Below are 23,077 nucleotides of genomic sequence, written 5' to 3' on the forward strand. Positions count from 1 at the left end.
GCGCTACGATGTCTGTCGTGGATAACATCGATCGTGAGCTCCTCGCCCTGCTCCAAGCCGACGCCACGCAGTCGTACGCGGCGCTCGGTGAGGCCGTGGGCCTGTCCAGCGGAGCCACCCACGAGCGCGTGCGCAAGCTCCGCCAGCGCGGCGTCATCAGGCGGACGTCGGTGGACGTCGACCCGGCGGCGGTCGGCAAAGGCGTGGCGGCGTTCGTGATGATCGACGCGAACGCGTGGATGGGCGGCGCGGAGACGGCCGCCGCGCTTGCCGCGCTGCCCTGGATCGAGGAGGCTCACATCGTCGCCGGAGCCGCCTCCCTGCTGGTCAAGGTGCGCACGTCCAGCCCCGAAGACCTGCAGGCCGTGCTCAGGCACCTGCACGACGTCCCCGGGGTCACCAGCACCCAGACGGTGGTCGTGCTGGAGACCTTCTTCGAACGTCCCCTCGACCCCCGGGGCGACAGCCCGCGCGACCTGTCAGCGCGGCGGCCGGTGGTGGAGCCGTGAGCGGATCAGGTGGACGGTGCGCGCGGCGATGACCCCCGCACCGGCCAGGGCCATAGCCGCGAAGAAGACATACAGGGCGAGCCAGGCGTAGGTGATCTGGTCCAGGGTGCCGGACCGGTTCATCAGGAGGCCCAGCAGGTCGGCCAGGGTGGCGAAGGCCACGACCGGCAGCGCGTACGGCGCGAGCCGTATCGCGATCCGCCACAGCGGGCGGCCGCCCACGCGACCGGCCCAGGCGCGGGCGCGGAAGACCCCCGCGAGCACGAGCGCGACGGCCACCAGGGTGAGCGCCGCGAGCACGAGGTCAGCGGTCATGGTGAAGGGCTCCGCGACCGGCGGCGTCCTGCCCTCGGCCAGCTCGATCAGGCCCTCGCTGATGATCAAGCTGTCGTCCCCAGACATCATCCCGGTGTTGGTGACGACGGCGATGCCGTACCCGGTGCCCGGCAGGAGCGTCTGGGCGGAGTTGTGGGTGAGCAGCCATCCGGTGTGCTGCAGCATCGGCGTGCCCCCGGCGGTCTTTCTGGCCCACCAGCCCATGCCGTAGTCACTGCCCGCCACCGCGGAAGGCGTGTGGGTGGCCTGGACCGCCCTGTCGCCGCCGTTCTGCTTGATCAGCCAGTGCGCCATGTCGCCGGCGGTGCTCACGACGCCGAAGCCGCCGTTGACGAACCATCTGGGGTGGGAGCGCGGTATCACCTGGCGGTAGGCCCGGATGTAGCCCCTGGCCTCGCCGGGCAGCTGGGCCGTGGTGTCGACGGTGGTGGTCGAGCGCATGCCGAACGGGCGAAACACCTCGGCGGCCATGTAGTCGGCGAACGGCTTCCCGGCCACCACCTCGACCAGGCGCGCCGCGACGGTGTAGTTGGGGTTGTGATAGGTCATCTTCGTGCCCGGCCGGGCGGCCAGCCTCGCGCCGCGCAGCATCGCGACAGAATCCTTGAGGGTGTCCGGCGCGGGGAGCGTGAGCTCGGGAAAGGTGGAGTCGGCCATGCCCGAGGTCTGGTTCAGCAGCTGCCGGACGGTGATCTTCTCGGCGCGTGGATCGGCCATGGTGAATTCGGGCAGGTACTGGCGCACGGGCGCGTCCAGATTTACCTTCCCCGCGTCGACCAGGCGCATCACCCCCAGGGCGGTGAACGACTTGGAGAGGGAGGCGAGCGGCATCGGCGTGTCCCGGGTGATGGCCTTGCCGTACGCGTCGCGACCGTACCCGGCGGCGTGCACCACCTGATCGCCCTTGGTGACCGTGACGATCGCGCCGGGGAGCCCGGTCCGCTCCATGTACTCCTTGACGTACCGGTCGACGTTCGCGGTGGTCAGCGAGGCGCCGGACGCGGCCGGGCCCACCGCCAGGGGTGCGATCAGAGCGGCGCCAACGACAAATATCCGGGCGTTCACAAGGCCGTCCTTCGGGTTTTCCAGTTCGTACGGCCACGAAGCTAATGATCGAGGGGGTCTCCTCACATGGCACGATCGGCAGGACCGACCCCCGACTTTCGTCAGGTCTGGAGCCGGAACCCGGCAGGTGGGAGCGCTCCGGAAAAATTCCCTGCAATCCGTTTGAACCCTCCGCGGATCCGGCCCCGTACTGCCTGCTGACGCCGGAATCGCCAGGCCGCCGCGCCTGAGAAGGGGGCGTGATCATGATCGGAGCCGAGCCCATGGTGAACGCCTCCCGCGGACCGGGCGGGAAACGGAGCCGGCTTCGTGACCTGCGTCCGGCCAGGACCTCGGACGACGAGTTGATCGTTTCGGAGCTGTACCGCGAGTACCACCAGCCGCTGCTCTCCTTCGTCGTACGGCTCACCTGGGGCGATCTGCAGTGGGCCGAGGACGTGGTGCAGGAGACCATGGTCAGGGCATGGCGCAGTGCCGACCGGTTCGACTCGGCGGCCTCCTCCCTGATGCCTTGGCTGGCGACGGTCGCCCGGCGTATCGTGATCGACGACCAACGCCGTAAGGACGCACGTCCCCACGAGGCGGGTGACGGACCTCTGGAGGGTGTGCCGATGCCCGATCAGACGGAAGGTCTCCTGCACCAGGTGATCGTGTCGGACGCGCTCAAGTCCTTGTCGCCCGCTCACCGCGAGATCCTGAACGAGACGATCCTCCGGGACCGATCGGTGAACGAGGCCGCCGACGTGCTCGGCATCCCGGTGGGCACCGTGAAGTCCCGGGTCTACTACGCCCTCCGCGCGCTGCGTGTCGCACTGGAGGAGAGGGGGGTGACGGCATGAGCTCGCAGGTGGAGCACACCGACGTGGGCGCCTACGCCCTCGGGCTGCTTGAGGAGGCCGACCGCCGCGCCTTCTCCGCGCACCTTTCCGGCTGCCCCTCCTGTACGGCGGAGCTGGCCGAGCTGTCCGGCACGGCGGCCGCCCTCGTCGGCATCGAGCCCGTCGAGGACGAGGAGGACAAGGGCGGCGACCGCGCCGGGGAGGCCCCGGCCCAGGTGATCGACCTGATCCGGCGGAAGCAGGCGGCCGATCGGCGCGCCCGCAGGAGAACGTTCCTGCTCGGCGCCGCCGCGGCCGTCGTCCTGGTCGGCGGCGGGGTCACGGTGGGCGCGACGATCTCCGGCGGCGGGGCCGCGCCGGGTGGCCACCACAGCGCGCACGGCCCGGCGGAGGAGTTCTACAGGCAGGGAAAGCCGATCGCGGGAACCGGCGTTTCCGGTGTCTCCGGCGGCCTGGTGCTGGAGACGAAGGCCTGGGGCACCCATGCCGCTCTCGAACTCAAGGGCGTCAGGGGACCGCTGGAGTGCGAGCTGGTCGCCGTCTCCAAGACCGGTGAAAGACGGGTCGTCACCGGATGGGCGGTGCCGGAGAAGGGATACGGGGTCCCCGGCTCCCCGGAACCGCTTTACGTGCACGGCGGGACCGCGTTCTCACCCGGTGAGATCGACCGTTTCGAGGTGAGCGCGACCGGTGGCGGAACGTTGCTCACCGTCGACGTGTGACACCGCGACACCGCCTCACACAACCCACGACACCGCCCGCGCAACCCTTACCTAGCCCTCTCGCCTGGCGAGAGGGCTTTTTCTTCGGCCATCGGGAGTGTGTAATTTTACGGATTCGCGGCTTGAACCTCTCACGCTCGGCGCGCCGTACAACAGGCGGAACAGCACAACGGCTTCAGTCACCGCACGTCGATGAGAGGTTCATCATGTTCAAGCGCGCCCTCGCCCTTCCCGGAATGGCCCTCGCCACCGCCCTGACCGCCGCCGCACTGGCTCCGGCCGCAGCGCAGGCCGGGACCACGGAGTTCTCGGACGCCTACTTCGCCGCCCGCCTCGTCGGGGCGAACGAGGTGCCCGCCAAGAACGGCCCGGCCGTGGGCGACAAGAACGGCAGCGCCTACGCCGTGATCCGCATCAGCGGCAACAGGGTTTCCTACGCCGTGCGCTGGAAGAGGACGGCCGCGCCCACCGCCTTCCACATCCACCAGGGCAAGGCCGGTGTCAACGGCGACGTCAAGATCGGCTTCTTCGGCGAGGCCCTGCCGGGAAGCGCGGAGGCCGTGGCCGGCTCCGTCAAGGTCGACGACGGCGATCTGCTGGCCGGGATCAGGAAGAACCCGAAGAACTGGTATCTCAACCTGCACACCGGCGAGTTCCCCGGCGGAGCGGTGCGCGCCCAGCTGTACAGGATCAACCCGGTCGACCTGGCCGCGATCCTGGCCGACGGGACCCATCCCTCGCTCCATGCCAAGGCCGACGGTGCCCAGGAGGTGCCCGCCGACGGCAAGAAGGTCGGCGACCCCGACGGCCAGGCTCAGTGGCTCGTCGGCGTCCACGGCGCGAAGCTGCGCTACGCCACCGTCTGGGCCGGGATCGCCGCCCCCACCAACGGGCACATCCACCGGGGCGAGAAGGGGAAGAACGGCCCGGTCGTGGCCGACCTGTTCGCCGACACGGACGGGCTGCCCGCGTCCGTCACCGGGATCGCCGGCACCGCGCCGGTGAAGCCCGACATCGCCCGGGGAATCAAGAAGAACCCCAAGAACTGGTACACCAACCTGCACACCACGGAATTCGACGGCGGCGCGGTGCGCGGCCAGCTCTACGCGTCTCACAGCGCCTGGTAGTCCGGGGTCGTGACGGCAGCCGGGAATCGCCCGGCTGCCGTATCACGAGGCAGGCACGTCCTGACCGACCGGGGTGAGCCAGTCACGGTAGCGGTCGTCGCGGCCGTGCACGGCCGCCTCGTAGGCGGCTTTGAGCTTGGCGGTCACCGGACCCTCCGCGCCGATCTCGCGGCGGTCGACGGAGGCCACGGACACGATCCCGGCGGCCGTCCCGCACAGGAACACCTCGTCGGCCGTGTAGAGCTCGGCGCGGAGGATGTCACGCCGCCGGGCGGGCAGGCCGAGGTCGGCGGCGAGCCGCTCGACGGTGTCCTGGGTGATGCCCTCAAGGGCCCCCGCGCTGGAGGGCGGGGTCACGAGTGCCCCGTCGCTGACGAGGAACAGGTTGGCGCCCGTGCACTCGCTCACGTTTCCGGCGGCGTTGAGCAGCACGGCCTCGTCGAAGCCCGCGTCCAGCGCCTCGGCTTTGGCCAGGACCGAGTTCAGGTAGGGGCCTGTCGCCTTGGCGACGGTGGGAACCACCGAGGGGTCGTTACGGCGCCAGGAACTGGTCATCAGCCGCACTCCCTCGCCCAGGTAGGCGCCCCACTCCCAGGTCGCGATCGAGACGCTGACGGGGCAGTCTCGCGCGGAGATGCCCATCTCGCCGTACCCGCGGTGGACGAGGTGGCGGATGTAGCAGGAGGAGTGGCCGTTGGCCGCGACCGTCTCCAGGGTGGCGGCGTGCAGCTCGCCGTAGGCGTACGGCACGGCAAGACCGATGATCTTGGCGCTCCGGTAGAGCCTGGCCAGGTGGGCGTCGAGCCGGAAGACCGCAGGCCCGTCCGGTGTGTCGTGCACCTTGGTGCCCTCCAGTACGGCGGTGCCGTAGTGCAGGGCATGCGACAGCACGTGGACGCGCGCTTCCCCCCACGGCACCAGCGTGCCGTCCATCCAGATCGCCTCAGCCTCGGGCAGCGCCATGAGCGTCCTCCTTGAGTGGCTTGCTCAATTTCACATAAATGTGCCACTTCTCAGCTAAGTGGCAAAGGTATCGATGACCTACCAAGCCACGCAAGAGAGGCACAATGGCTCGGTGGGAAGTGAGGATCTGAACAGGTTCGCCGTCCTCGTCCGCGAGCGGCTACGGCTGCGCGAGGGCAAGGAGCCGCCCAGCCGCAGGCTCGCCGGGGCGCTGAGCGACCTCGCCGAGATCGGCGCGCTGGCCCCCGGCAGCAGGCTGCCGTCCGAACGCGACCTCGCCCAGGCCGTCGGCATCAGCCGCGGCACGGTCGCCGCCGCCTTCAACACCCTGTGCGAGACGGGGCTGTGCGAGCGCCGCCACGGCAGCGGGACCTACCTGCGCGAAGCTCCCCCCACGGGCACGCCGTCCTTCTCAGGACTGCTGCGCGCGGGCACCGTCCTCGCCGACCTTTCGACCTCCGTCGTGCCCGACCCCTCGCACCTGGTCCTGCCGCCGATTGAGGTGGCCGCGCTCCTGCGCACCCCCAGCGGCCACGGGTACGACGCCGAAGGCGACCCCCGCCTGCGCGCGCTGCTGGGCGGAGACGTGCTGATCACCGGCGGCGCCCAGCAGGGCATCGATCTGGCCGCGAGGGTCCTGTTGCGACCAGGTGACAGGGTGCTGGTCGAGAATCCGACGTACGGCGGCGCGCTCTCGGTCTTCAAGCGGGCGGGGGCGCACGCCGTTCCCGTCGACCTGACGGACCCGCGGGCGGTCCGCGCGGCGATCGAGCTGCACAGGCCCGAGGTCGTCTACGTCGTCAGCGTCAACAATCCCACGGGCGCGGTCCTCGACCTGCGGCACGTGGCCGAGCTCGCCCGCGCCGAGGACGTGGTGATCGTCGAGGACCGGACCCTCACGGAGCTGGTGTACGAGGGCGACCCCCCGGCGCCGCTCGCGGACGCCCACCCCCACGGCACGGTCACCGTGGGCTCGCTGTCCAAAGTGCTGTGGGGCGGACTGCGGGTCGGCTGGCTGGGTGCGGCCGAGCCGCTGCTCGCCCGGCTGGCCGAGGCCAAACAGGACACCGACCTGGCCACGAGCGCCGTCTCCCAGCGTCTGGCGGCCGAGTTGCTCGAACGCAACCCCGTCGCCGCCTGGCGCGCCGAGCTGGCCGGCCGCCGCGACTACCTCACCGCCGCGCTCGCCGCCGCGCTCCCCGAGTGGACCTGGGAGCGCCCGCGCGGCGGCATGTCCCTGTGGGCCCGCCTGCCCGGCGTCGACACCGACCGCTTCGCCGCCCTCACCCGCCGGTACGGCGTCGCCGTCGCTCCCGGCTCGCTCTTCTCCGCCGACGGCCGTCACCGCGACCGCCTGCGCCTCAGCTTCGCGCTCCCGCCCGTGCTGCTCGACCAGGCCGTCGCGGGCCTGGTCGGCGCCTGGAGAGAGCGCGGCTAGGAAGTATCACCCCGCGGGCGCTGGACGGCAGGCCGCCGGACGCGTGATTCCAAGAAGTCTGATCATCACGTGGGGACACGCGAATCAGGCGTTCTGCCGTTCTCGCCAGCGAGCGCCCCGAACGGGGACATGCACGAACGGATGACTCTCCTCCTCTCCGATGTCCTGAGCCTTCAGAGCGCGGTGCTCCTGTGGGCTGATACCGAATGTGCGCTTGAAGGCGGCACTGAGCGCGAAGGAACTGCCGTAGCCGACCTGCCGGGCCACCGCTCCGATGGTGGCGTCGGTCTCGCGTAGCAGGTCGGCCGCCAGGGCCAGCCTCCAGCCGGTCAGGAACGACATGGGCGGCTCGCCGACCATGTCGGTGAAGCGACGCGCCAGCGACGCGCGGGAGACGCCGGTCCTGTCGGCCAGTGCGGCCACCGTCCAGGGGTGGGCTGGATTGTTGTGGAGCATCCGCAGGGCACGACCCACCACGGGGTCGCTGTGGGCGCGGTACCAGGCCGGGGTTTCCGCCTCCGGGCGGGAGAACCACGCCCGGAGCACGGCGATGAGCAGCAGGTCGAGCAAGCGGTCGAGGACAGCCTCCTGTCCCGGGTCATCCCTGACGATCGCTTCATCGAGCAGCGGGATGAGGGGGCAGTCCCAGGCGTCGTCGGGAAGGACCAGCAGCGGTGGCAGCGCCGCGAGCAGCCGCCGGCTGATCTCCCCGTGCATCTGATAAGTGCCGGTGAGCATCACCGTGGAGCCGTCCGGGCTGTTGCCCCAGGTGCGAACGCCCAGATCCATCTCCTGGGCCAGAGGCTCGCCCGCCAAGGTGGTGCAGTGCTGCCCGGGGTGAATCACCACGTGGGGAGGGGTAGCCGGGTCGTCGGCGATCGTGTAAGGATCCGGACCACGCATGATCGCGACGTCCCCGGGGTGCATCCGTACCGTTTCGCCGCTGTCGGGGATCACCCAGGCCTCACCCCGCAGCATGGCGACCAGCGTGAGCGGTGCCCGGTCCTGGATTCGCAGGGACCAGGGTGGGGTGAGGATCGAGCGGAGCAGGAAGGCTCCTCGGGCTCTCGGCCCGTCCAGAAGACCCGCGAGTGCATCCATGCATCACACCTTAGACGCTTAAACATGGAACTGCGCGTTTCAACCATGGTTTGTCTCATCTCCGGGCACTTTACTTATGGGCATGGAAGAGAAGACGACAACGTTGGTCCTGGGCGGCACGGGCAAGACCGGACGCCGGGTGGCAGAGCGACTCACGGCCCTTGGCCTGCCGGTGCGGATCGGCTCCCGGTCCGGCACCCCGCCCTTCGACTGGAACGACCAGTCCACGTGGGCGCCCGCGCTTGAAGGTGTGGGAGCGGTCTACGTGACGTACTACCCGGACCTGGTGTCCCCCGCGGCCGCCGCCTCGATCCGCGCGTTCTCCGAGCTGGCGGTGAGCAGCGGGGCCCGGCGGCTGGTGCTGCTGTCCGGCCGGGGCGAGGAAGAGGCCCAGGTCAGCGAGCGGGCGTTGCAGGAGTCCGGCGCCGACTGGACGATCCTGCGGGCGAGCTGGTTCTGCCAGAACTTCAACGAGTACTACCTGCTGGAGCCGGTGCTCAGCGGGGTGGTCGCCTTCCCCGCCGGGAACGTGGCGGAGCCGTTCGTCGACGCCGACGACATCGCCGACGTCGCGGTCGCGGCGCTGACGGAGGACGGGCACGCGGGCCAGGTGTACGAGCTGACCGGCCCCCGGCTGCTGACCTTCGCCGACGCGGCCGAGGAGATCGCCAAGGCCTCCGGCAGGCCGGTGCAGTACATCCCGGTCTCTCCCGAGGAATACGCGCAGGCGCTCACGGAGCACGGCGTGCCGGCCGAGGAGGCGACGATGCTGGCCGAGCTGTTCACCAAGGTCCTGGACGGCCGTAACGCCCACCTGGAGGACGGCATCCAGCGTGCCCTGGGCAGGCAGCCCCGGGACTTCGCCGACTACGCCCGGGACGCCGCCGCCACCGGTGTCTGGAACGGGTGACGCGACCGGGCTCCACGGGCGGCGAGGCCGAGACGTTTCGAGAGCCCGCACAGAAACATGCCCGGCTTCTTCGCCGGAAGCCGGGCTCTGCCACGGAGGGTGTGATGTTTGAAATGGTGAGAAGTGTCGCGTTGGCCGCTGCCACGCTGTCCATGGGGCTCATCGCCGGCCTGTTCTACGCGTACTCCTGCTCCGTCATGATCGGTCTGGGCCGGACAGACGACCGGACCTTCGTCAGCGCGATGCAGTCGATCAACGTGAGCATCCTCAACGGCTGGTTCTTCGCCAGCTTCATGGGCGCACTGGCGCTGACCGCCCTGGCCGGGGCGCTTCATCTCGGCGGAGGCGGGCGGTCCGCGCTTCCCTGGATCGTGGCCGCCCTCGTGCTGTACGGGGCGACGTTCATCATCACGGTCGTCTTCAACGTGCCGCTCAACGACCAGCTCGCCGCGGCCGGAGCACCCGACCGCATCACCGACCTCGCGGCGGTGCGCGAGCAGTTCGAAGCCACGTGGGTCCGCTGGAACCTCGTCCGGGCGGTGACGTCCACGGCCGCGTTCGGCTGTCTCATCTGGGCCCTCCTCCGCGGCGGCGTCAGCTGACCCGGCGAAGAGCGACCCGGGGCCCAGACCCCGGGGCCGGTTTCCCAGTGACCGGTTTCTCAGTGAGGCGCCATGTCGACGAAGCGGCTGTAATGCCCCTGGAAGGCCACGGTCACCGTGGCGGTGGGGCCGTTACGGTGCTTGGCCACTATAAGGTCGGCCTCACCCGCACGGGGTGACTCGCGCTCGTATGCGTCTTCCCGGTGCAGAAGGATGACCATGTCCGCATCCTGCTCGATGGATCCAGATTCGCGAAGGTCGCTGACCATGGGGCGCTTGTCGGTCCGCTGCTCGGGACCACGGTTCAGCTGGGAGATCGCGATGACCGGAACCTCCAGCTCCTTGGCCAGCAGCTTGATGGCCCGGGAGATCTCGGAGACCTCGTTCTGGCGGCTCTCGGTCTTCTTCGGCGAGGACATCAGCTGCAGATAGTCGATGATGACGAAGCGCAGGTCGTTGCGCTGTTTGAGGCGGCGGCACTTGGCCCGGATCTCCATCATCGACATGTTGGGCGAGTCGTCGATGAACAGCGGAGCCTCGGCCACCTCGCCCATCCGCCGGGCCAGCTTGGCCCAGTCGTCGTCGGTCATCGTGCCCGAGCGCATGTTCTGCAGCGACACCCGCGCCTCGGCGGACAGCAGACGCATCGTGATCTCATTGCGGGACATTTCCAGCGAGAAGACGACAGTCGTCATGCCGTGCTTGATAGCGGCAGATCTGGCGAAATCCAGCCCCAAAGTCGACTTGCCGATGGCCGGTCGCGCGGCCACCACGATCATCTGGCCGGGGTGGAGACCGTTGGTGAGGGCATCGAGGTCCTGGAAACCCGTGGGGACACCGACCATCTGGCCGCTTCGGCCGCCGATGGCCTCCAGTTCGTCGAGGGCGCCCGGCATGATCTCGGCCAGGGGGATGTAGTCCTCGGAGGTGCGGCGCTCGGTGACCTTGTAGATCTCGGCCTGGGCGCGGTCGACGAGGTCGTCGACCTCCTCGTCCTGCCCGCCGTACCCGTAGGAGACGATGCGGGTACCGGCCTCGATCAGGCGCCGGAGGATGGCCTGCTCGCGGACGATCCGCGCGTAGTATCCGGCGTTCGCTGCGGTGGGAACGACGGCGGTCAGCGTGTGGAGATAGGCGCCGCCGCCGACCCGGGCGACCTCGCCGCGTTTTTGCAGCTCGTCGAAGATGGTGACGGCGTCGGCGGGGTCACCGCGGCCGTAGAGGTCGGTGATGATGTCGTAGATGATCTGGTGGGCCGGGCGGTAGAAGTCGTCGGACCGCAGGATCTCGACCACATCGGCGATGGCGTCCTTCGACAGGAGCATGCCACCGAGGACGGACTGCTCGGCCTCGATGTTGTTCGGCGGCGTGCGCTCGAATCCCGGTTCGAAGACAGGTGGCTCTGCAATGCTCACCGCACACCCCTTCATTCGAACGCACTTACGGTATCTCTAGTTGTAACCGACCAGTCTGACAGTCTCGCCGCTCTCCGCACCAAGTGGCAACGCGACCTGTCGACAGAGGTGTGGATAACGTGTGCAGTTCTCCCCAACAGGTGTGGGCACCCTGGGGACAGTGCTGTGGATAACTCTTGTCTCCGGTGTGGAAATCCCGTCTGGCCAGCGAAAACGTCATCCACTGCCTGTGGAGGAAAGAAAGTTGGGGCGACACGCCGAGACCTCTCTCACACCGTACGGCTCACTCGTCTTCGTCCGCTTGGGAAATTGTCGGGGGTAATAGGCAGAATAGGCCTGTGCCTCTTACCCTCAGAGTCGGCAGCGACCACGACAGGCAGATCCTCCGGCTGGCTGTCCCGGCCTTCGGAGCCCTGGTCGCCGAGCCGCTGTTCCTGCTGACGGACACCGTCATCGTCGGCCGCCTGCCCGCACCGGCGCTCGGCGCGCTGGGGGTGGCCAGCACCGTGCTCAGCGTCCTGGTGGGGTTGTGCATCTTCCTGGCCTACGGCACGACGGCGGCGGTGGCGCGGCAGGTCGGCGCGGGCAACACCCGGCAGGCGATCCGGCAGGGGGTGGACGGCCTCTGGCTGGCCGCCGGTGTCGGGCTGGCGATCATCGCGGTCGTGTGGCCGCTCGCCCCCTGGCTCGTCCATCTGATCGGCGCCGAGGGCGAGCTCGCCCGGCAGGCGGTGACCTACCTGAGGATCAGCCTGCTGGGTGTCCCTTCCATGTTGCTGGTGCTCGCCGGAACCGGCGTGCTGCGCGGCATGCAGGACGCCACGACCCCGCTGCTGGTGTCCGTGGGGGCATTCGCGCTCAACGCGGTGCTCAACGCGGCGTTCGTCCTGGGCCTGGGGTGGGGCATCGCGGGCTCGGCCTGGGGCACGGTGCTGGCCCAGTCACTGGCCGCCGCCGTCTATCTCGCCCTGATGTTCGGACGGCACAGGGCGCCGCTCCGTCCCGATCTGGCGGGCATCAGGTCCGCGGGGTCCGCCGGAGTCGCCCTGGTCATCCGCGCGCTGTGCCTGCAGGCGGTGCTGGCCGTCGCGACCGCCCTGGCCACCCGCATGGGAGAGGGGCAGATCGAGGCTCACACGATCGCCGCGAGGATCTGGACCCTGCTCGGGTTCGCCCTGGACGCGATCGCCATCGCCGGGCAGTCCATCACCGGTCGCGCCCTGGGCGGCGGTGACGTGGAGGAGACCCGGGAGGCGACCCGGAGGATGGTGACCTGGGGGGTCGGCTCCGGCGTGGTTCTCGGGCTCCTGCTCCTGGCGGCCAGGCCGTTCGTGCCTGGACTGTTCGACGCGGAGCCGGCGGTGGCCAGGGAGTTGCTCGACCTGCTCTGGCTGGTGGCGATCCTGCAGCCGGTCGGCGGGGCGGTCTTCGTGCTCGACGGGGTCTTGATCGGCGCGGGTGACCAGCGTTATCTTGCCTGGGCGCAGCTATGGACGGCACTCGCCTACCTGCCCGCCGCGCTGCTGGTGGTCGTCACCGGTGGCGGACTGGTCGCGCTGTGGCTGGCGCTCGGGGTGTGGCTGACGGCCCGGCTGATCGCTCTGGGGTCGCGCGCCCGGGGCTCCGCGTGGCTGGTGACCGGTGCGTGACCTGGCAGTGTCCACCACGTAACCAGCTGCCCCTTGTACGGACGAATCCCCTGGTGCACTGTGGGACAAGTCCGGCAATACGGGTTTTCACCCAGCATGATTGGGTCGCGCTGTGGCCGAAGCTCCCTCCCCATCGATCTCCCGCCGCTTGCCGCCCGGTGAGGCGACAGACCGATGGACCGGCGCACGCCACGGCCTGCCGCAGGCCTACCGCCCCGCGGACCTCATCGTCCTGGGCATCGGCGTCATGATCGGCGCGGGCATCTTCAGCATCGCCGGCCGCCAGGCGGCGACCATGGCGGGCCCCGGCGTGATCCTCTCCTTCATGATCGCTGGAATCACCAGCCTGCTCGTCGCCTTCTGCTTCGCCGAGCTGTCATCGGCCCTGCCGACCTCGGGCAGCGCCTACACCTTCACCTACGTCATCTTCGGCGAGGTGTGGGCCTGGATCGTCGGCTGGGCGCTGCTGATGGAGCTCCTGCTCGCCACCGCGGTGGTGGCCCGTGCCTGGTCGCTCTATGCCGCCCAGATGCTCACCGACCTCGGCGTGCGCATGCCCGGCCCGCTGGCCGGGTTCACCGGCCAGGTCAAGGGGTTCGACCTGTTCGCGCTGTTCATCCTGGTGGCGCTGACGGCCGTGGTGGCGCTGGGCGCCCGAGTCGGCCTGCGCACCCTGTGGATCATCGTGATCGCCAAGCTTCTGGCCATCGGCGCGGTCATCGTGGTCGGCGCCACGCATTTCGACCAGAAGAACCTCTCGACCATCCCGGTTCCGGCCGCCCCCGCCGGGACGGCCGAGGACACCCTGCACTCGCCGCTGCTCGGCATCCTCTTCGGCCAGACGAGCGCGTTCGGCTGGTTCGGCATCTTCGCCGCCTCGGCGGTCATCGCCTTCGCCTACATCGGGTTCGACGTCGTGGCCACCGCGGCCGAGGAGTCCGAGGACGCACCCCGGTCGATCCCGAGGGGGATCATCCGCGGCCTGGTGATCGCCACGGTCATCTACATCGCGGTCGCGCTGGTGATGGTCGGCATGACCTCCTACGACAAGATCGACTCCAACGCCCCGCTCGCCAACGCCTTCCGCCAGGCCGGCGACGGCTTCATGGTGCACATCATCAACATCGGCGCGGTCCTCGGACTGACCACGGTCGTGCTGGTGCTGCTCGTCGGCCTGACCCGTGTCCTGTTCTCCATGGCCCGCGACGGGCTGATCCCCCGCCAGCTGGCCAGGCTCAACCGGAGCTACCACAGCCCGACCCGGGTCACCCTGTTCATCGGTGGCGTGGCGATCCTGCTGGCCGAGTTCGTGCCGGTGCTCACACTCGAACCCCTGGTCGTGATCGGCGCCCTGTTCGTGTTCATCGCGGTGGCCTGCGGGGTGATCCGGATGCGGCGGACGATGCCCGACCTGCCGCGGGGTTTCCGCGTCCCGTTCTCCCCGGGCGTGCCGATCGCCTCGATCCTCGCCTGCCTGTGGCTCCTGGTGAACCTCCAGGTCATCACCTGGCTGTACTTCATCGCCTGGATGGCCTTCGGCGTCCTGGTCTACCTGGTGTACGGCAGGCGCCACAGCGTGCTCTCCGGGATCCGGCCGCCCGGCGGCGCTCTCGTCGCCGAGGTCCGTGGCCGGCACCGCCGCTGACGGTCTCGCGACCCGCCGGACGGCGTTCCCGGCCCGGTCCCGGGCGACGGCCCCGGCGGGCCCTACAGCCGTCCCGCCTCAAGCACGCTCTGCAGGAACTCCCTGGTCCGAGGCTCCCGGGGAGCGGTGAAGATCTCCTCAGGGGTGCCGCGCTCCAGGAGCACGCCGCCGTCGAGAAAGCACACGGTGTCGGCGATCTCCCGGCAGAACCCCATCTCGTGAGTGGTCAGGATCATCGTCATCCCGGCCTCCTTGAGCTCCCGGATCACCCCGAGCACCTCCTTGACCAGCGCCGGGTCGAGTGCCGAGGTGACCTCATCCAGCAGCATCAGGCGGGGCTGGGTGGCCAGGGCCCGGATGATGGCGACGCGCTGCTGCTGGCCGCCGGAGAGCCGGTCGGGATAGGAAAGCGCCTTGTCCGCCAGGCCGAACCTGGTCAGCAGCTCGCGGGCCTCCGCCTCCGCCTGTTCCCGGCCGACCCCGTGCACCTTGCGCGGGGCCAGCGTGATGTTGTCCAGCACGGTCATGTGCGGGAACAGGTTGAAGGCCTGGAAAACGATGCCCATGCGCTTGCGCACGTCGTCGGCGTTGGCCCGGAGGTCGGTGATCTCCTCGCCGTCCAGGTAGATCGCGCCGTCGTCCACGGTCTCCAGCAGGTTCACGCAGCGCAGCAGCGTGGACTTGCCCGATCCGGAGGCGCCGATCAGGCAGACCACCTCGTGCGCCTCGACCGACAGGTCGACTCCGCGCAGCACACTGTGGTCGTGGTAGTTCTTCCAGACGCCCTCGATGGTGAGCAGGCTCATGGGTTCTCCTCAGCCGCCGGGTCGTCCGGCCGCCGGACGGCCGGGCCGTTTCCGCCGGATCGCTCGCTCACTGGCCTCTCCGCCGCTGTGAACGGGCCGCCAGGTAGTCGGTGAAGCGGGCCATGGGGATGGTGAGCAGGATGAACAGCAGCGCCGCCGCCAGGTAAGGCGTGTAGTTGAACGTGCTGGCGGCGTGGATCTGCGCCTGGCGCAGCGCCTCCAGCGGGCCGATCGTGGCGACCAGCGCGGTGTCCTTCTGCAGCGAGACGAAGTCGTTGAGCAGCGGTGGCACCACCCGCCGCACGGCCTGTGGCACCACCACGTAGCGCATGGTCTTGCCATGGCTCAGCCCGAGTGACCGGGCGGCGGCCAGCTGGCTGGGGTGCACCGAGTCGATGCCCGCCCGGAACACCTCCGCCACGTACGCCCCGTAGGACAGGGTGAGCGCGATGACGCCCAGCGTCGCCAGGTCCGTGGGCACGCCCTGAAGGCCGAGCGCGGGCAGGCCGAACCCCACGAGGTAGATGACCAGGATCGTGGGCACGCCGCGGAAGATGTCGGTGTAGGCCACCGCGAGGGCACGCAGGGGGAAGAACACCGGGGCCCTGAGGTTGCGCGCCAGCGCGACCAGCAGGCCGACGACCAGGATCAGCGGCTCGGCGATCAGGAAGATCTTGACGTTGAGCAGAAACCCGCTCAACACGTCCGGCAGCGCCTTCACGAACTGCTCGGGGTTGAAGAACGTCTCCTGGACCCGAGGCCAGCCGGGCGAGTTGGTGAAGGCCCACACGAGCAGGACGATCAGCAGGATCGTCGAGGCGGTCGCGATCGAGCTCGACCGGACCGACGCCTTTCGGCGGAGTCGCTCCCGCTCTACCTGCCGTTCGCTCTTCACCCAGTCGGCGTGGGCAGTCACACGATCACCGTTCTCCGCCGGATTCCGGTGTCCCGCGCGGGAAACGCGTGCCGCGTCGGCGGGACACCGGCGCCCGAAGGACTGCTTCCGCTCACTTCAGCTCCGGCGCGCCCGCGGCCGAGCCGAGCCACTCAGTTTCGATCTTGGTCAGCTCGCCGGAGGAGGTCAGCTTGTCGATCGCCTCGTTCACGCAGCTCACCAGCGGGCTGCCCTTCTCGAAGACCGCGCCGAAGACCTCGGGCGTGCCGGTGTTGGAGGCGAACTGTCCGACGATCTTGGAGTTCTCGACCTGGGCGGCGGTCACGTAGAAGGCGGTGGGCAGGTCCACCACCACGGCGTCCACCTGCTTGTTCTTCAGTGCGTTCACCGCGTCGATCTGCTCGTTGTAGACGTTCGGCTCGGCCGTCGGCTTGATGACGTCCTTGACCGCCTGCAGCGAGGTGGTCCCGACCTGCACGCCGATCTTGACGTCCTTCAAGGCGGCCAGATCCGTCGCGGAGGCGACCTTGGAACCGTTCAGAGCCACCACGGCCTGCTTGACCGTGTAGTAGCCCTTGCTGAAGTCGACGACCTTGGCCCGGTCAGGGGTCACGGAGACCTGGTTGACGTCGAAGTCGAACTGTTTGGCGCCCGGGGCGAACGCGGAGTCGAACTTCACGGTGGCCCAGTTGACCTCGCTGTTCTCGAAGCCGAGCTGCTTGGCGATGGCGTAGGCCACCGCGCTCTCGAAACCCTTGCCGTTGGCGGGGGCGTCGTCCTTGAACCACGGTTCGTAGGCGGGCTTGTCGGTGCCGATGGTCAGCTTGCCCGCGGTCTTCAGCTTGAGCTGGTCTTTGGTGCAGCTCGCCGGGGCGGAGGAGGCGCCGGCGCTGGGCTGGGCCGTCGTGTTCGAGGCCGGCGCACAGGCTACCGCAGCCACCGCCAAGGCACCGAGCACGAGCAGCATCGAAGGACGAACCATGGCAAACCTCCAACGTGGACCAAAGACCACCGAATTGTATGTACTCGGGTGACCGGGAGTGACACCGCCTCACCATACGGACAAAGGCCCTCCCCATGACTGGGAAGGGCCCTTGTCACGCGGCGATCAGACCGAGACGACCTCGACGTCGAGGGTCGCGGAGACCTCCGGGTGCAGCTTGACGCTGACCTGGTGGGAGCCGAGGCTCTTGATCGCGGGAGCGATCTCGATGCGGCGGCGGTCGAGCTCGGGGCCACCGGCGGCCTTGACGGCCTCGGCGACGTCACCCGTGGTGACCGAACCGAAGAGGCGACCGGACTCGCCGGCCTTCGTCTTCAGGACCACCTTCAGGGCCTTGAGCTGACCGGCGACCTCCTTGGCGGTGCCAAGGTCGCGGATCTCGCGGGCGTCGCGCGCCTTCTTGATCGAGGCGATCTGCTTCTCGCCACCGCGCGTCCACAGGATCGCGTAGCCGCGGGGAAGCAGGTAGTTACGGCCGTAACCGCCCTTGACCTCGACGATGTCGCCGGGGGTGCCGAGGCCGGAGACCTCACTGGTGAGAATGAGCTTCATTTGTCCGGACCTCCCTTAGCGCGCGGTGCTCATGTACGGCAGGAGCGCCATCTCACGAGCGTTCTTGATAGCGGTCGCCACGTCACGCTGGTGCTGGGTGCAGTTGCCCGTCACCCGGCGAGCACGGATCTTGCCGCGGTCGGAGATGAACTTCCGAAGCAGCGCCGTGTCCTTGTAGTCGACGTAGGAGATCTTGTCGTGACAGAACAGGCAAACCTTCTTCTTAGGCTTGCGCAGTGCCTGCTTGGCCATCGTGGTGCTCCTTTCAGAGCCCCGCCGTGAGGCGGGAATGGTCGCTGCGGATATGGACTGGGTTTCAGGATGCGGTCTTCGACCGTCCCTGGGGACCGCCGGCCAGAGCCGACTAGAAAGGCGGTTCGTCGCTGAAGTCGCCGCCGCCGAAGTTGCCGCCGCCCTGCTGGCCGCCGCCGCCGTAGCCACCGCCGCCGAAGCCGCCACCCTGAGGTGCGGCGGGCGCCGCGGAGGCCCACGGGTCGTTGGCCGGACCGCCGAAGCCACCGCCACCACCCTGACGGGCGGTCTTGTTGACCTTGGCGGTCGCGTTCCGCAGGGAGGGGCCGACCTCGTCGACCTCAACCTCGTAGACCGTGCGCTTCTCGCCTTCCTTGGTCTCGTAGGACCGCTGGCGCAGCCGTCCCTGAACGATGACCCTCATGCCGCGCTGCAGGCTCTCGCCGACGTTCTCGGCCGCCTGCCGCCACACGTTGCAGGTCAGGAACAGGCCTTCGCCGTCCTTCCACTCGTTGGTCTGCTTGTCCAGAAACCTCGGAGTGGATGCGATGCGGAACCGGGCCACCGCCTGCCCCGAAGGGGTATAGCGCAGTTCCGGGTCGTCGACGAGGTTGCCGACGATGGTGATCGTGGTGTCGCCTGCTGCCATGGCTAGCGTTGCCTTTCCTGCGGCCTTCGCTGATTATCGGCTCAGAGTACGGCTGCCGCCCGACAAAATGTCGGCGGTTAGTGCACGTCCGGTCGCAGGACCTTGGTGCGCAGGATGCCCTCGTTGAGGTTCATCTGCCGGTCGAGCTCCTTGACCGTGGCGGGCTCCGCGGTCAGGTCGATGACGGCGTAGATGCCCTCGGGCTTCTTGGCGATGTCGTAGGACAGCCGGCGACGACCCCACACGTCGACCTTCTCCACCGTGCCGCCATCGTTGCGGACCACCGTGAGGAACTGGTCGAGGGAAGGGGCCACCGTACGCTCATCGAGCGAAGGGTCGAGAATGACCATCACTTCGTAACGACGCATGCTGGCTTCCAACCTCCTCTGGACTGTTGCGGTCACGACACCGTGCCGTGACAGGAGGACGCTGACGTCTTCACCCGAACGCCCATTTCGGCGATCGTGGTGGAGGGCGGGCAATGACACGCCCATGCAACGCAGCCGTGCCAGCCTACCAGGCTGTCAAGGGTTGGGCGGTCACCTCGCCGGGAACCCCCGTACCAGAGGAAAGAGGGGGTGATGGGTCATGGCGCGTGCGTCTCGTCCTGCCAGAGGCCGGCCGTCCCGGTTCAGGCTGAACAGCGACGGACAGCGGCACCCTTTGGAGAACGTCCTGAGCGTCGTCACACTCACCTGCGGGCTGGTGGCCTTCGTGAGCGCGTTCTTCCCGAGCGCACACGCGATCGGGGCGTGGCTGGGAACAGTGGGGTTCCTCGGGGGCCTCTATTCGCAGTACGTCTCGGCGACGACGCCGGAGCGTGCGCTGAACATCGTGGGCATCGTGGCCTCGTTCGTGGGCGTGGCCCTCGGCATCTACCACGGCGGTTACTACCCGTAGAGCCCAAGGCCGCGACCGGACGCGTCTCGCGGGCTAGCCGCCCAGGCGCAGGTCGACGCCGAGCAGGACGAGGAACCACAGGAAGACCGCCAGCAGTGCCTCGGCGACGTCCTTGAGAAGCCCGGGGGTGATGTAGTCGTAGACCCAGGCCACGTAGAGGCCGATCAGGATGTAGATCAGGCCGATCAGGCTGATTCCTCTGCGGTGGTAAGCCACTTCGACTCCTCGCGTTCAGCCCGCTGGGGGGCGGGCACCGGGGCGCGCCCTGCGACTGCCCCTGGGCGGACCGTTGAAACGGCTACGCTCAGACACATGCCGCGTATCGGAGCTCATGTCGACCAGGACGACCCGCTGTTCCACGCCAGGGCGCGCAACGCCGAGGTCGTTCAGTTCTTCCTCGGCGATCCACAGGGGTGGAAGGGCCCGGTCATCAGTGAGAAGGCCCGGGAGATCAAGGACTCCGACGTGGACGTCTACATCCACGCGCCCTATGTGATCAACGTGGCCACCTCCAACAACCGGATCCGCATCCCCAGCCGGAAGCTGCTGGGTTCACACCTCGCGGCGGCTGCCGAGCTGGGCGCCAAGGGTCTGATCGTCCACGGCGGGCACGTCGGCAAGGACGACGACCCGCAGCAGGGCTTCGACAACTGGCGCAAGGTGTTCGAGCGCATGGAGGATCACGGGGTCCCCGTGCTCATCGAGAACACCGCGGGCGGCGGCAACGCGATGGCGCGCAGGCTGGAGCGCATCGCCCGCCTGTGGGACGCCCTCGACGGCTTCGACGTGGGGTTCTGCCTGGACACCTGTCACGCCCACGCGGCCGGTGAGGAGCTGGCCGACGTGGTCGAGCGGATCATGGCCATCACCGGCCGGATCGACCTGATCCACTGCAACGACTCGCGTGACGCCGCGGGCTCCGGCGCCGACCGGCACGCCAACCTCGGCGCGGGTCAGATCGACACCGAGCTGATCCTCGGCGTGTGCCGGAGCGCGAACGCGCCGATCGTGGTGGAGACCCCGTTCGACGGCCAGGCCGACGACATCGCCCTCCTCAGGAAGAGCCTGTAATCCCCAGCCTGTGGATAACTTTTCTGGATTACTTCGCGCCAAGAAGGGGTAAGGAGGGTCACCCCACCCAGGCACCGTTCATGAAAGTCAGCGTGTTGAGCACCATCAACGGGCCCACCACCAGCGCGTACACGACGATGACCCACTGTCTCCAGCGCGAGCCGGGGGTGCTCGCCCGGGCGATGAGCAGGAAGAGCGGCCACCACAGCAGCGCCGAGCGCGGGATCGACAGGTAGTAGGCGGAGCAGACCAGAGCGCCGACCTGAAGCCCCACGTAAACGAGCTCGCTCCACCGCCGCAGATAGAGCAGCACCAGCACGAGCCCGACCCCGACGACCGCCCCGGCGATCTCCAGCCGGAACGCCCACGCGAACCGGCCGTCCCCCATGGCCGAGTCCAGCGTCGTGACGAACGACTCCCACGGCCACACCATGTGCCGTCCCCAGCCGGCCTCCTGGGCGTGCTTCCAGGCCATCCAGTCACCGTTGCGGCTGTAGTGATAGGCGGAGTAGAGCACCAGCGGCACGAACGGCAGCGCCAGCCATCCCGCCCGCCGTACGGGCTGCCGGCCGGTGAAGAACTCCACGATCAGGGCGAGGGCCAGGAACAGGCCGGTGATCCGCATGCAGGAGGCGCCCGCCCCGAGAGCGGCGGCCAGCGGCCACCGTCCCTGACGCGCCGCCAGCCAGGCCGGGATCGCGAAGGCCAGGAACAGGGCCTCGCTGTACCCCGTGAACAGGAAGACCGACATCGGCCAGAGCAGCAGCGCCAGCACCGCGCGCCACCCGGTTCCCCGCGGTCCCTCGAACTCGGCCAGCCTGGCCAGCGCCACCATCGCGACGGCGCCCGCCACGAAGGAGATCAGCAGCCCGGCGAGCGTCCAGTCACCCACGAACAGATGCACCGCGCGGAGCGTCAACGGCATGCCCGGGAAGAACGCGGGCAATCCCTCGTCCGGCTCCGCGGCGGGGTCGCCGTCGTATCCGTGTTCGGCGATAGTGATGAGGAGTTGGGCGTCCCAGTGCTTCCAGCGCTCCAGGAACGGCGCAACGGTCTCTCCCCCCGTCAGGGCTCCGGCTCCCACGACGGCGAGGACGATGATCCCCAGCCGGGAACTCAGCCAGAGCAGTAATGCCTCCACCGCGGTACGGCGTGAAGGCCCAAGGGGGATGATCATACGGTGGAATTGTGGTGGATTGACCTGTCTTCTGGCCACCCGTGATGTTGTGACCTCGGCCTGCCGGTGAAGCGGCCGCCGGAGCCGGGAGGGCCGGGTGTGCTGAGGGGACGCCAAGGAGGACATCGGGGACGCGGCGGGGCGCCGGGGTGATCTGAGGGCTAGGACAGCGCGATGCGGAACCGGTCAGGGGCTCCGTCGAAGACGCCACCGGACTGGTCGTCGATCCCACCCTGCCTGATCACGTCCTTGTCCGGCCGGAGGATGTCGCGCACGACGAAGGCCATCATGATCAGAATGGTGATCGCGCGACCCCACACGGCGGTGAAGTAGGTGTCGCCGGAGATGCCCAGGGCCTCGTTTCCGGGCTGGAGACCGACCAGGTAGAGCCAGATCGCGAAGAAGTACCAGCACTCGGCGACCTGCCAGAGCGCGATCGGCTTCCAGTTGGGCCGGGCCAGCACCGCGAAGGGGATCAGCCAGAGCACGTACTGCGGCGACCACACCTTGTTCGTCAGCATGAACGCGGCCAGGGTGAGGAAGCACAGCTGCGCCAGCCGGGGCCGGGTCGGAGCGGTCACCGCGAGCACGGCGATCGCCAGGCAGAACGCGCCGAGCGACAGGACGCCCAGCATGTCGAGCCGGTCGGCGTCACCGAGGATCGGCCACTGCTTCTGGTTGAAGAAATACCAGATCGACCCCCAGTCGGCCGGCCGCTCCTGGCTGAAGACGTAGAACCGCTTCCAGCCGTCGAAGGCGAAGATCATGATCGGCAGGTTGACGGCGAGCCAGGTCCCGGCCACGGCGCCGACCGTCTTGAGGAACGGCATCCACTTGCCGGTGCGCAACGTCAGCAGGAACAGCGGGCCGAGGAACATCAGCGGGTAGAACTTGGTGGCGATCGCCAGCCCGAGCAGGACGCCCGCCAGCCACTGCCTCCGCCTGGCCCAGGCGAGCAGCGCGCCCAGCGCGAGGGCGCCCGCGGCAAGGTCCCAGTTGATGTAGGCGGTGAGGATCAGCGCGGGGGCGAGGGCGTACCAGAGCGCGTCCCAACGCCGGGTCGGCCCCGCCAGCGCGGCCGTCAGCAGCACGCCCACGAGCAGGCAGAAGGCCATGAGGATCACGGTCAGGTCGTAGAACCCCGTCCCGGGATCGCCCATCGGCGCGACGATCCGGCGGAAGAACTCCATGATCCCGCCGATGCCGACGGGATACTCGACCGGATGCCCGAAGTAGGGGATCTTGCCCTCGCTGAGCTTCTCGTTCCACCACAGCGGATAGATGTCGGTGTAACAGAAGTTCGTGAACTGGAGGGTTCCGTCGTTCCAGGCCCCGCCGAAGCGGCAGGGCCACTTCCACAGGTAGGCGAGCACCGCCCCCAGCCCCGCGAACAGGGCCAGGGGGGCGTACGGAAGCGCTCGTGCGCCGAGCCCGGACCGCTCGCTCCGCAC

General features: G+C 68.9%; 25 protein-coding genes. 11 read left to right on the forward strand and 14 right to left on the reverse strand.

The window, feature by feature from the left end; genetic code table 11:
* Positions 1-17 precede the first annotated feature (17 nt).
* Entirely contained in the window at positions 18-509 is a 492-nt protein-coding gene (locus ACFY2X_RS04135) for an Lrp/AsnC family transcriptional regulator (protein ID WP_389931967.1), read from the forward strand.
* Here ACFY2X_RS04135 and ACFY2X_RS04140 read toward each other — a convergent pair.
* Positions 480-1,910, reverse strand: coding sequence for a serine hydrolase domain-containing protein (locus ACFY2X_RS04140; RefSeq protein WP_389931969.1), 1,431 nt, complete (start codon positions 1,908-1,910; stop codon positions 480-482). The genes ACFY2X_RS04135 and ACFY2X_RS04140 overlap by 30 nt on opposite strands.
* A 239-nt stretch (positions 1,911-2,149) precedes the next feature.
* Between ACFY2X_RS04140 and ACFY2X_RS04145 the strand changes: the two genes are divergently transcribed.
* The 3 genes from ACFY2X_RS04145 (at position 2,150) to ACFY2X_RS04155 (ending at position 4,598) form a co-directional block, all read left to right on the forward strand.
* Complete coding sequence (locus tag ACFY2X_RS04145) at positions 2,150-2,749, forward strand: sigma-70 family RNA polymerase sigma factor (RefSeq protein ID WP_389931971.1); 600 nt, start codon at positions 2,150-2,152, stop codon at positions 2,747-2,749.
* Positions 2,746-3,471, forward strand: coding sequence for an anti-sigma factor family protein (locus ACFY2X_RS04150; protein ID WP_389931973.1), 726 nt, complete (start codon positions 2,746-2,748; stop codon positions 3,469-3,471). Before ACFY2X_RS04145 ends, ACFY2X_RS04150 begins: the two co-directional genes overlap by 4 nt.
* A 206-nt stretch (positions 3,472-3,677) precedes the next feature.
* The gene (locus ACFY2X_RS04155) at positions 3,678-4,598 is read left to right on the forward strand and encodes a CHRD domain-containing protein (RefSeq protein ID WP_389931975.1); all 921 of its coding nucleotides are present in this window, start codon (positions 3,678-3,680) and stop codon (positions 4,596-4,598) included.
* A gap of 42 nt (positions 4,599-4,640) precedes the next feature.
* Here the strand turns inward: ACFY2X_RS04155 and ACFY2X_RS04160 are convergent, their stop codons facing one another.
* A complete protein-coding gene (locus ACFY2X_RS04160) occupies positions 4,641-5,561 on the reverse strand; it encodes a branched-chain amino acid transaminase (RefSeq protein ID WP_389931977.1) in 921 nt (306 codons plus the stop codon).
* Between the two features lie 112 nt (positions 5,562-5,673).
* Between ACFY2X_RS04160 and ACFY2X_RS04165 the strand changes: the two genes are divergently transcribed.
* Positions 5,674-6,999, forward strand: a complete 1,326-nt coding sequence (locus ACFY2X_RS04165; RefSeq protein ID WP_389931979.1) for a PLP-dependent aminotransferase family protein — start codon at positions 5,674-5,676, stop codon at positions 6,997-6,999.
* A gap of 84 nt (positions 7,000-7,083) precedes the next feature.
* Here the strand turns inward: ACFY2X_RS04165 and ACFY2X_RS04170 are convergent, their stop codons facing one another.
* Positions 7,084-8,100, reverse strand: coding sequence for an AraC family transcriptional regulator (locus ACFY2X_RS04170; protein WP_389931981.1), 1,017 nt, complete (start codon positions 8,098-8,100; stop codon positions 7,084-7,086).
* Positions 8,101-8,182: 82 nt separating this feature from the next.
* Between ACFY2X_RS04170 and ACFY2X_RS04175 the strand changes: the two genes are divergently transcribed.
* Entirely contained in the window at positions 8,183-9,010 is an 828-nt protein-coding gene (locus tag ACFY2X_RS04175) for an NmrA family transcriptional regulator (protein WP_389931982.1), read from the forward strand.
* A gap of 113 nt (positions 9,011-9,123) precedes the next feature.
* Entirely contained in the window at positions 9,124-9,612 is a 489-nt protein-coding gene (locus ACFY2X_RS04180) for a DUF1772 domain-containing protein (protein WP_389931984.1), read from the forward strand.
* 59 nt (positions 9,613-9,671) lie between these two features.
* Here ACFY2X_RS04180 and dnaB read toward each other — a convergent pair whose 3' ends face one another.
* Complete coding sequence (gene dnaB / locus ACFY2X_RS04185; protein ID WP_389931985.1) at positions 9,672-11,027, reverse strand: replicative DNA helicase; 1,356 nt, start codon at positions 11,025-11,027, stop codon at positions 9,672-9,674.
* A 338-nt stretch (positions 11,028-11,365) separates the two neighbouring features.
* Here dnaB and ACFY2X_RS04190 point away from each other — a divergent pair, with 338 nt between their 5' ends.
* Together ACFY2X_RS04190 and ACFY2X_RS04195 are read left to right on the forward strand one after the other, a co-directional pair.
* The gene (locus tag ACFY2X_RS04190; protein ID WP_389931987.1) at positions 11,366-12,676 is read left to right on the forward strand and encodes an MATE family efflux transporter; all 1,311 of its coding nucleotides are present in this window, start codon (positions 11,366-11,368) and stop codon (positions 12,674-12,676) included.
* Between the two features lie 112 nt (positions 12,677-12,788).
* Positions 12,789-14,321: an APC family permease gene (locus tag ACFY2X_RS04195; RefSeq protein WP_389931989.1), complete on the forward strand. Its 1,533-nt coding sequence runs from the start codon at positions 12,789-12,791 to the stop codon at positions 14,319-14,321.
* 62 nt (positions 14,322-14,383) lie between these two features.
* On the opposite strand, the gene ACFY2X_RS04200 is transcribed toward ACFY2X_RS04195, so the two are convergent.
* The 7 genes from ACFY2X_RS04200 to rpsF all read right to left on the reverse strand — a co-directional run bounded on the left by ACFY2X_RS04200 (position 14,384) and on the right by rpsF (position 18,846).
* Positions 14,384-15,127, reverse strand: coding sequence for an amino acid ABC transporter ATP-binding protein (locus tag ACFY2X_RS04200; RefSeq protein WP_389931991.1), 744 nt, complete (start codon positions 15,125-15,127; stop codon positions 14,384-14,386).
* A 67-nt stretch (positions 15,128-15,194) separates the two neighbouring features.
* On the reverse strand, positions 15,195-16,043 hold the full coding sequence (locus tag ACFY2X_RS04205; protein ID WP_389931993.1) for an amino acid ABC transporter permease: 849 nt from the start codon (positions 16,041-16,043) through the stop codon (positions 15,195-15,197).
* A gap of 91 nt (positions 16,044-16,134) precedes the next feature.
* Positions 16,135-17,004: an ABC transporter substrate-binding protein gene (locus ACFY2X_RS04210; RefSeq protein WP_389931995.1), complete on the reverse strand. Its 870-nt coding sequence runs from the start codon at positions 17,002-17,004 to the stop codon at positions 16,135-16,137.
* Between the two features lie 126 nt (positions 17,005-17,130).
* Positions 17,131-17,577 (reverse strand): 50S ribosomal protein L9, encoded by a 447-nt coding sequence (rplI, locus tag ACFY2X_RS04215; protein ID WP_389931997.1) that lies wholly within the window; start codon positions 17,575-17,577, stop codon positions 17,131-17,133.
* Between the two features lie 15 nt (positions 17,578-17,592).
* Positions 17,593-17,829: a 30S ribosomal protein S18 gene (gene rpsR / locus ACFY2X_RS04220; RefSeq protein ID WP_389931999.1), complete on the reverse strand. Its 237-nt coding sequence runs from the start codon at positions 17,827-17,829 to the stop codon at positions 17,593-17,595.
* A gap of 112 nt (positions 17,830-17,941) precedes the next feature.
* Complete coding sequence (locus ACFY2X_RS04225; RefSeq protein WP_389932001.1) at positions 17,942-18,478, reverse strand: single-stranded DNA-binding protein; 537 nt, start codon at positions 18,476-18,478, stop codon at positions 17,942-17,944.
* 77 nt (positions 18,479-18,555) lie between these two features.
* Positions 18,556-18,846: a 30S ribosomal protein S6 gene (rpsF, locus tag ACFY2X_RS04230; RefSeq protein ID WP_184947277.1), complete on the reverse strand. Its 291-nt coding sequence runs from the start codon at positions 18,844-18,846 to the stop codon at positions 18,556-18,558.
* Positions 18,847-19,066: 220 nt separating this feature from the next.
* Here rpsF and ACFY2X_RS04235 point away from each other — a divergent pair, with 220 nt between their 5' ends.
* Positions 19,067-19,378: a hypothetical protein gene (locus ACFY2X_RS04235; RefSeq protein WP_389932003.1), complete on the forward strand. Its 312-nt coding sequence runs from the start codon at positions 19,067-19,069 to the stop codon at positions 19,376-19,378.
* 33 nt (positions 19,379-19,411) lie between these two features.
* Here the strand turns inward: ACFY2X_RS04235 and ACFY2X_RS04240 are convergent, their stop codons facing one another.
* Positions 19,412-19,594, reverse strand: coding sequence for a hypothetical protein (locus ACFY2X_RS04240; RefSeq protein WP_389932005.1), 183 nt, complete (start codon positions 19,592-19,594; stop codon positions 19,412-19,414).
* A 96-nt stretch (positions 19,595-19,690) separates the two neighbouring features.
* Here ACFY2X_RS04240 and ACFY2X_RS04245 point away from each other — a divergent pair, with 96 nt between their 5' ends.
* The gene (locus tag ACFY2X_RS04245; protein WP_389932007.1) at positions 19,691-20,449 is read left to right on the forward strand and encodes a deoxyribonuclease IV; all 759 of its coding nucleotides are present in this window, start codon (positions 19,691-19,693) and stop codon (positions 20,447-20,449) included.
* Positions 20,450-20,507: 58 nt separating this feature from the next.
* Here ACFY2X_RS04245 and ACFY2X_RS04250 read toward each other — a convergent pair whose 3' ends face one another.
* Positions 20,508-21,626 (reverse strand): mannosyltransferase family protein, encoded by a 1,119-nt coding sequence (locus ACFY2X_RS04250; RefSeq protein ID WP_389932009.1) that lies wholly within the window; start codon positions 21,624-21,626, stop codon positions 20,508-20,510.
* A 161-nt stretch (positions 21,627-21,787) separates the two neighbouring features.
* Positions 21,788-23,077 (reverse strand): glycosyltransferase family 87 protein, encoded by a 1,290-nt coding sequence (locus ACFY2X_RS04255; RefSeq protein WP_389932011.1) that lies wholly within the window; start codon positions 23,075-23,077, stop codon positions 21,788-21,790.

Source organism: Streptosporangium sp. NPDC000396 (assembly GCF_042898655.1).
Classification (GTDB): domain Bacteria; phylum Actinomycetota; class Actinomycetes; order Streptosporangiales; family Streptosporangiaceae; genus Streptosporangium.

What these genes read in the sequence shown, in the direction of transcription:
- ACFY2X_RS04160 (WP_389931977.1), bottom strand. Translation starts at nt 5,561, where the DNA reads ATGGCGCTGCCCGAGGCTGAGGCGATCTGGATGGACGGCACGCTGGTG.
- ACFY2X_RS04235 (WP_389932003.1), top strand. Translation starts at nt 19,067, where the DNA reads ATGGCGCGTGCGTCTCGTCCTGCCAGAGGCCGGCCGTCCCGGTTCAGG.
- rplI (WP_389931997.1), bottom strand. Translation starts at nt 17,577, where the DNA reads ATGAAGCTCATTCTCACCAGTGAGGTCTCCGGCCTCGGCACCCCCGGC.
- ACFY2X_RS04200 (WP_389931991.1), bottom strand. Translation starts at nt 15,127, where the DNA reads ATGAGCCTGCTCACCATCGAGGGCGTCTGGAAGAACTACCACGACCAC.
- rpsR (WP_389931999.1), bottom strand. Translation starts at nt 17,829, where the DNA reads ATGGCCAAGCAGGCACTGCGCAAGCCTAAGAAGAAGGTTTGCCTGTTC.
- rpsF (WP_184947277.1), bottom strand. Translation starts at nt 18,846, where the DNA reads ATGCGTCGTTACGAAGTGATGGTCATTCTCGACCCTTCGCTCGATGAG.
- ACFY2X_RS04155 (WP_389931975.1), top strand. Translation starts at nt 3,678, where the DNA reads ATGTTCAAGCGCGCCCTCGCCCTTCCCGGAATGGCCCTCGCCACCGCC.
- ACFY2X_RS04250 (WP_389932009.1), bottom strand. Translation starts at nt 21,626, where the DNA reads ATGATCATCCCCCTTGGGCCTTCACGCCGTACCGCGGTGGAGGCATTA.
- ACFY2X_RS04210 (WP_389931995.1), bottom strand. Translation starts at nt 17,004, where the DNA reads ATGGTTCGTCCTTCGATGCTGCTCGTGCTCGGTGCCTTGGCGGTGGCT.
- ACFY2X_RS04150 (WP_389931973.1), top strand. Translation starts at nt 2,746, where the DNA reads ATGAGCTCGCAGGTGGAGCACACCGACGTGGGCGCCTACGCCCTCGGG.
- ACFY2X_RS04180 (WP_389931984.1), top strand. Translation starts at nt 9,124, where the DNA reads ATGGTGAGAAGTGTCGCGTTGGCCGCTGCCACGCTGTCCATGGGGCTC.
- ACFY2X_RS04245 (WP_389932007.1), top strand. Translation starts at nt 19,691, where the DNA reads ATGCCGCGTATCGGAGCTCATGTCGACCAGGACGACCCGCTGTTCCAC.
- ACFY2X_RS04170 (WP_389931981.1), bottom strand. Translation starts at nt 8,100, where the DNA reads ATGGATGCACTCGCGGGTCTTCTGGACGGGCCGAGAGCCCGAGGAGCC.
- ACFY2X_RS04175 (WP_389931982.1), top strand. Translation starts at nt 8,183, where the DNA reads ATGGAAGAGAAGACGACAACGTTGGTCCTGGGCGGCACGGGCAAGACC.
- ACFY2X_RS04225 (WP_389932001.1), bottom strand. Translation starts at nt 18,478, where the DNA reads ATGGCAGCAGGCGACACCACGATCACCATCGTCGGCAACCTCGTCGAC.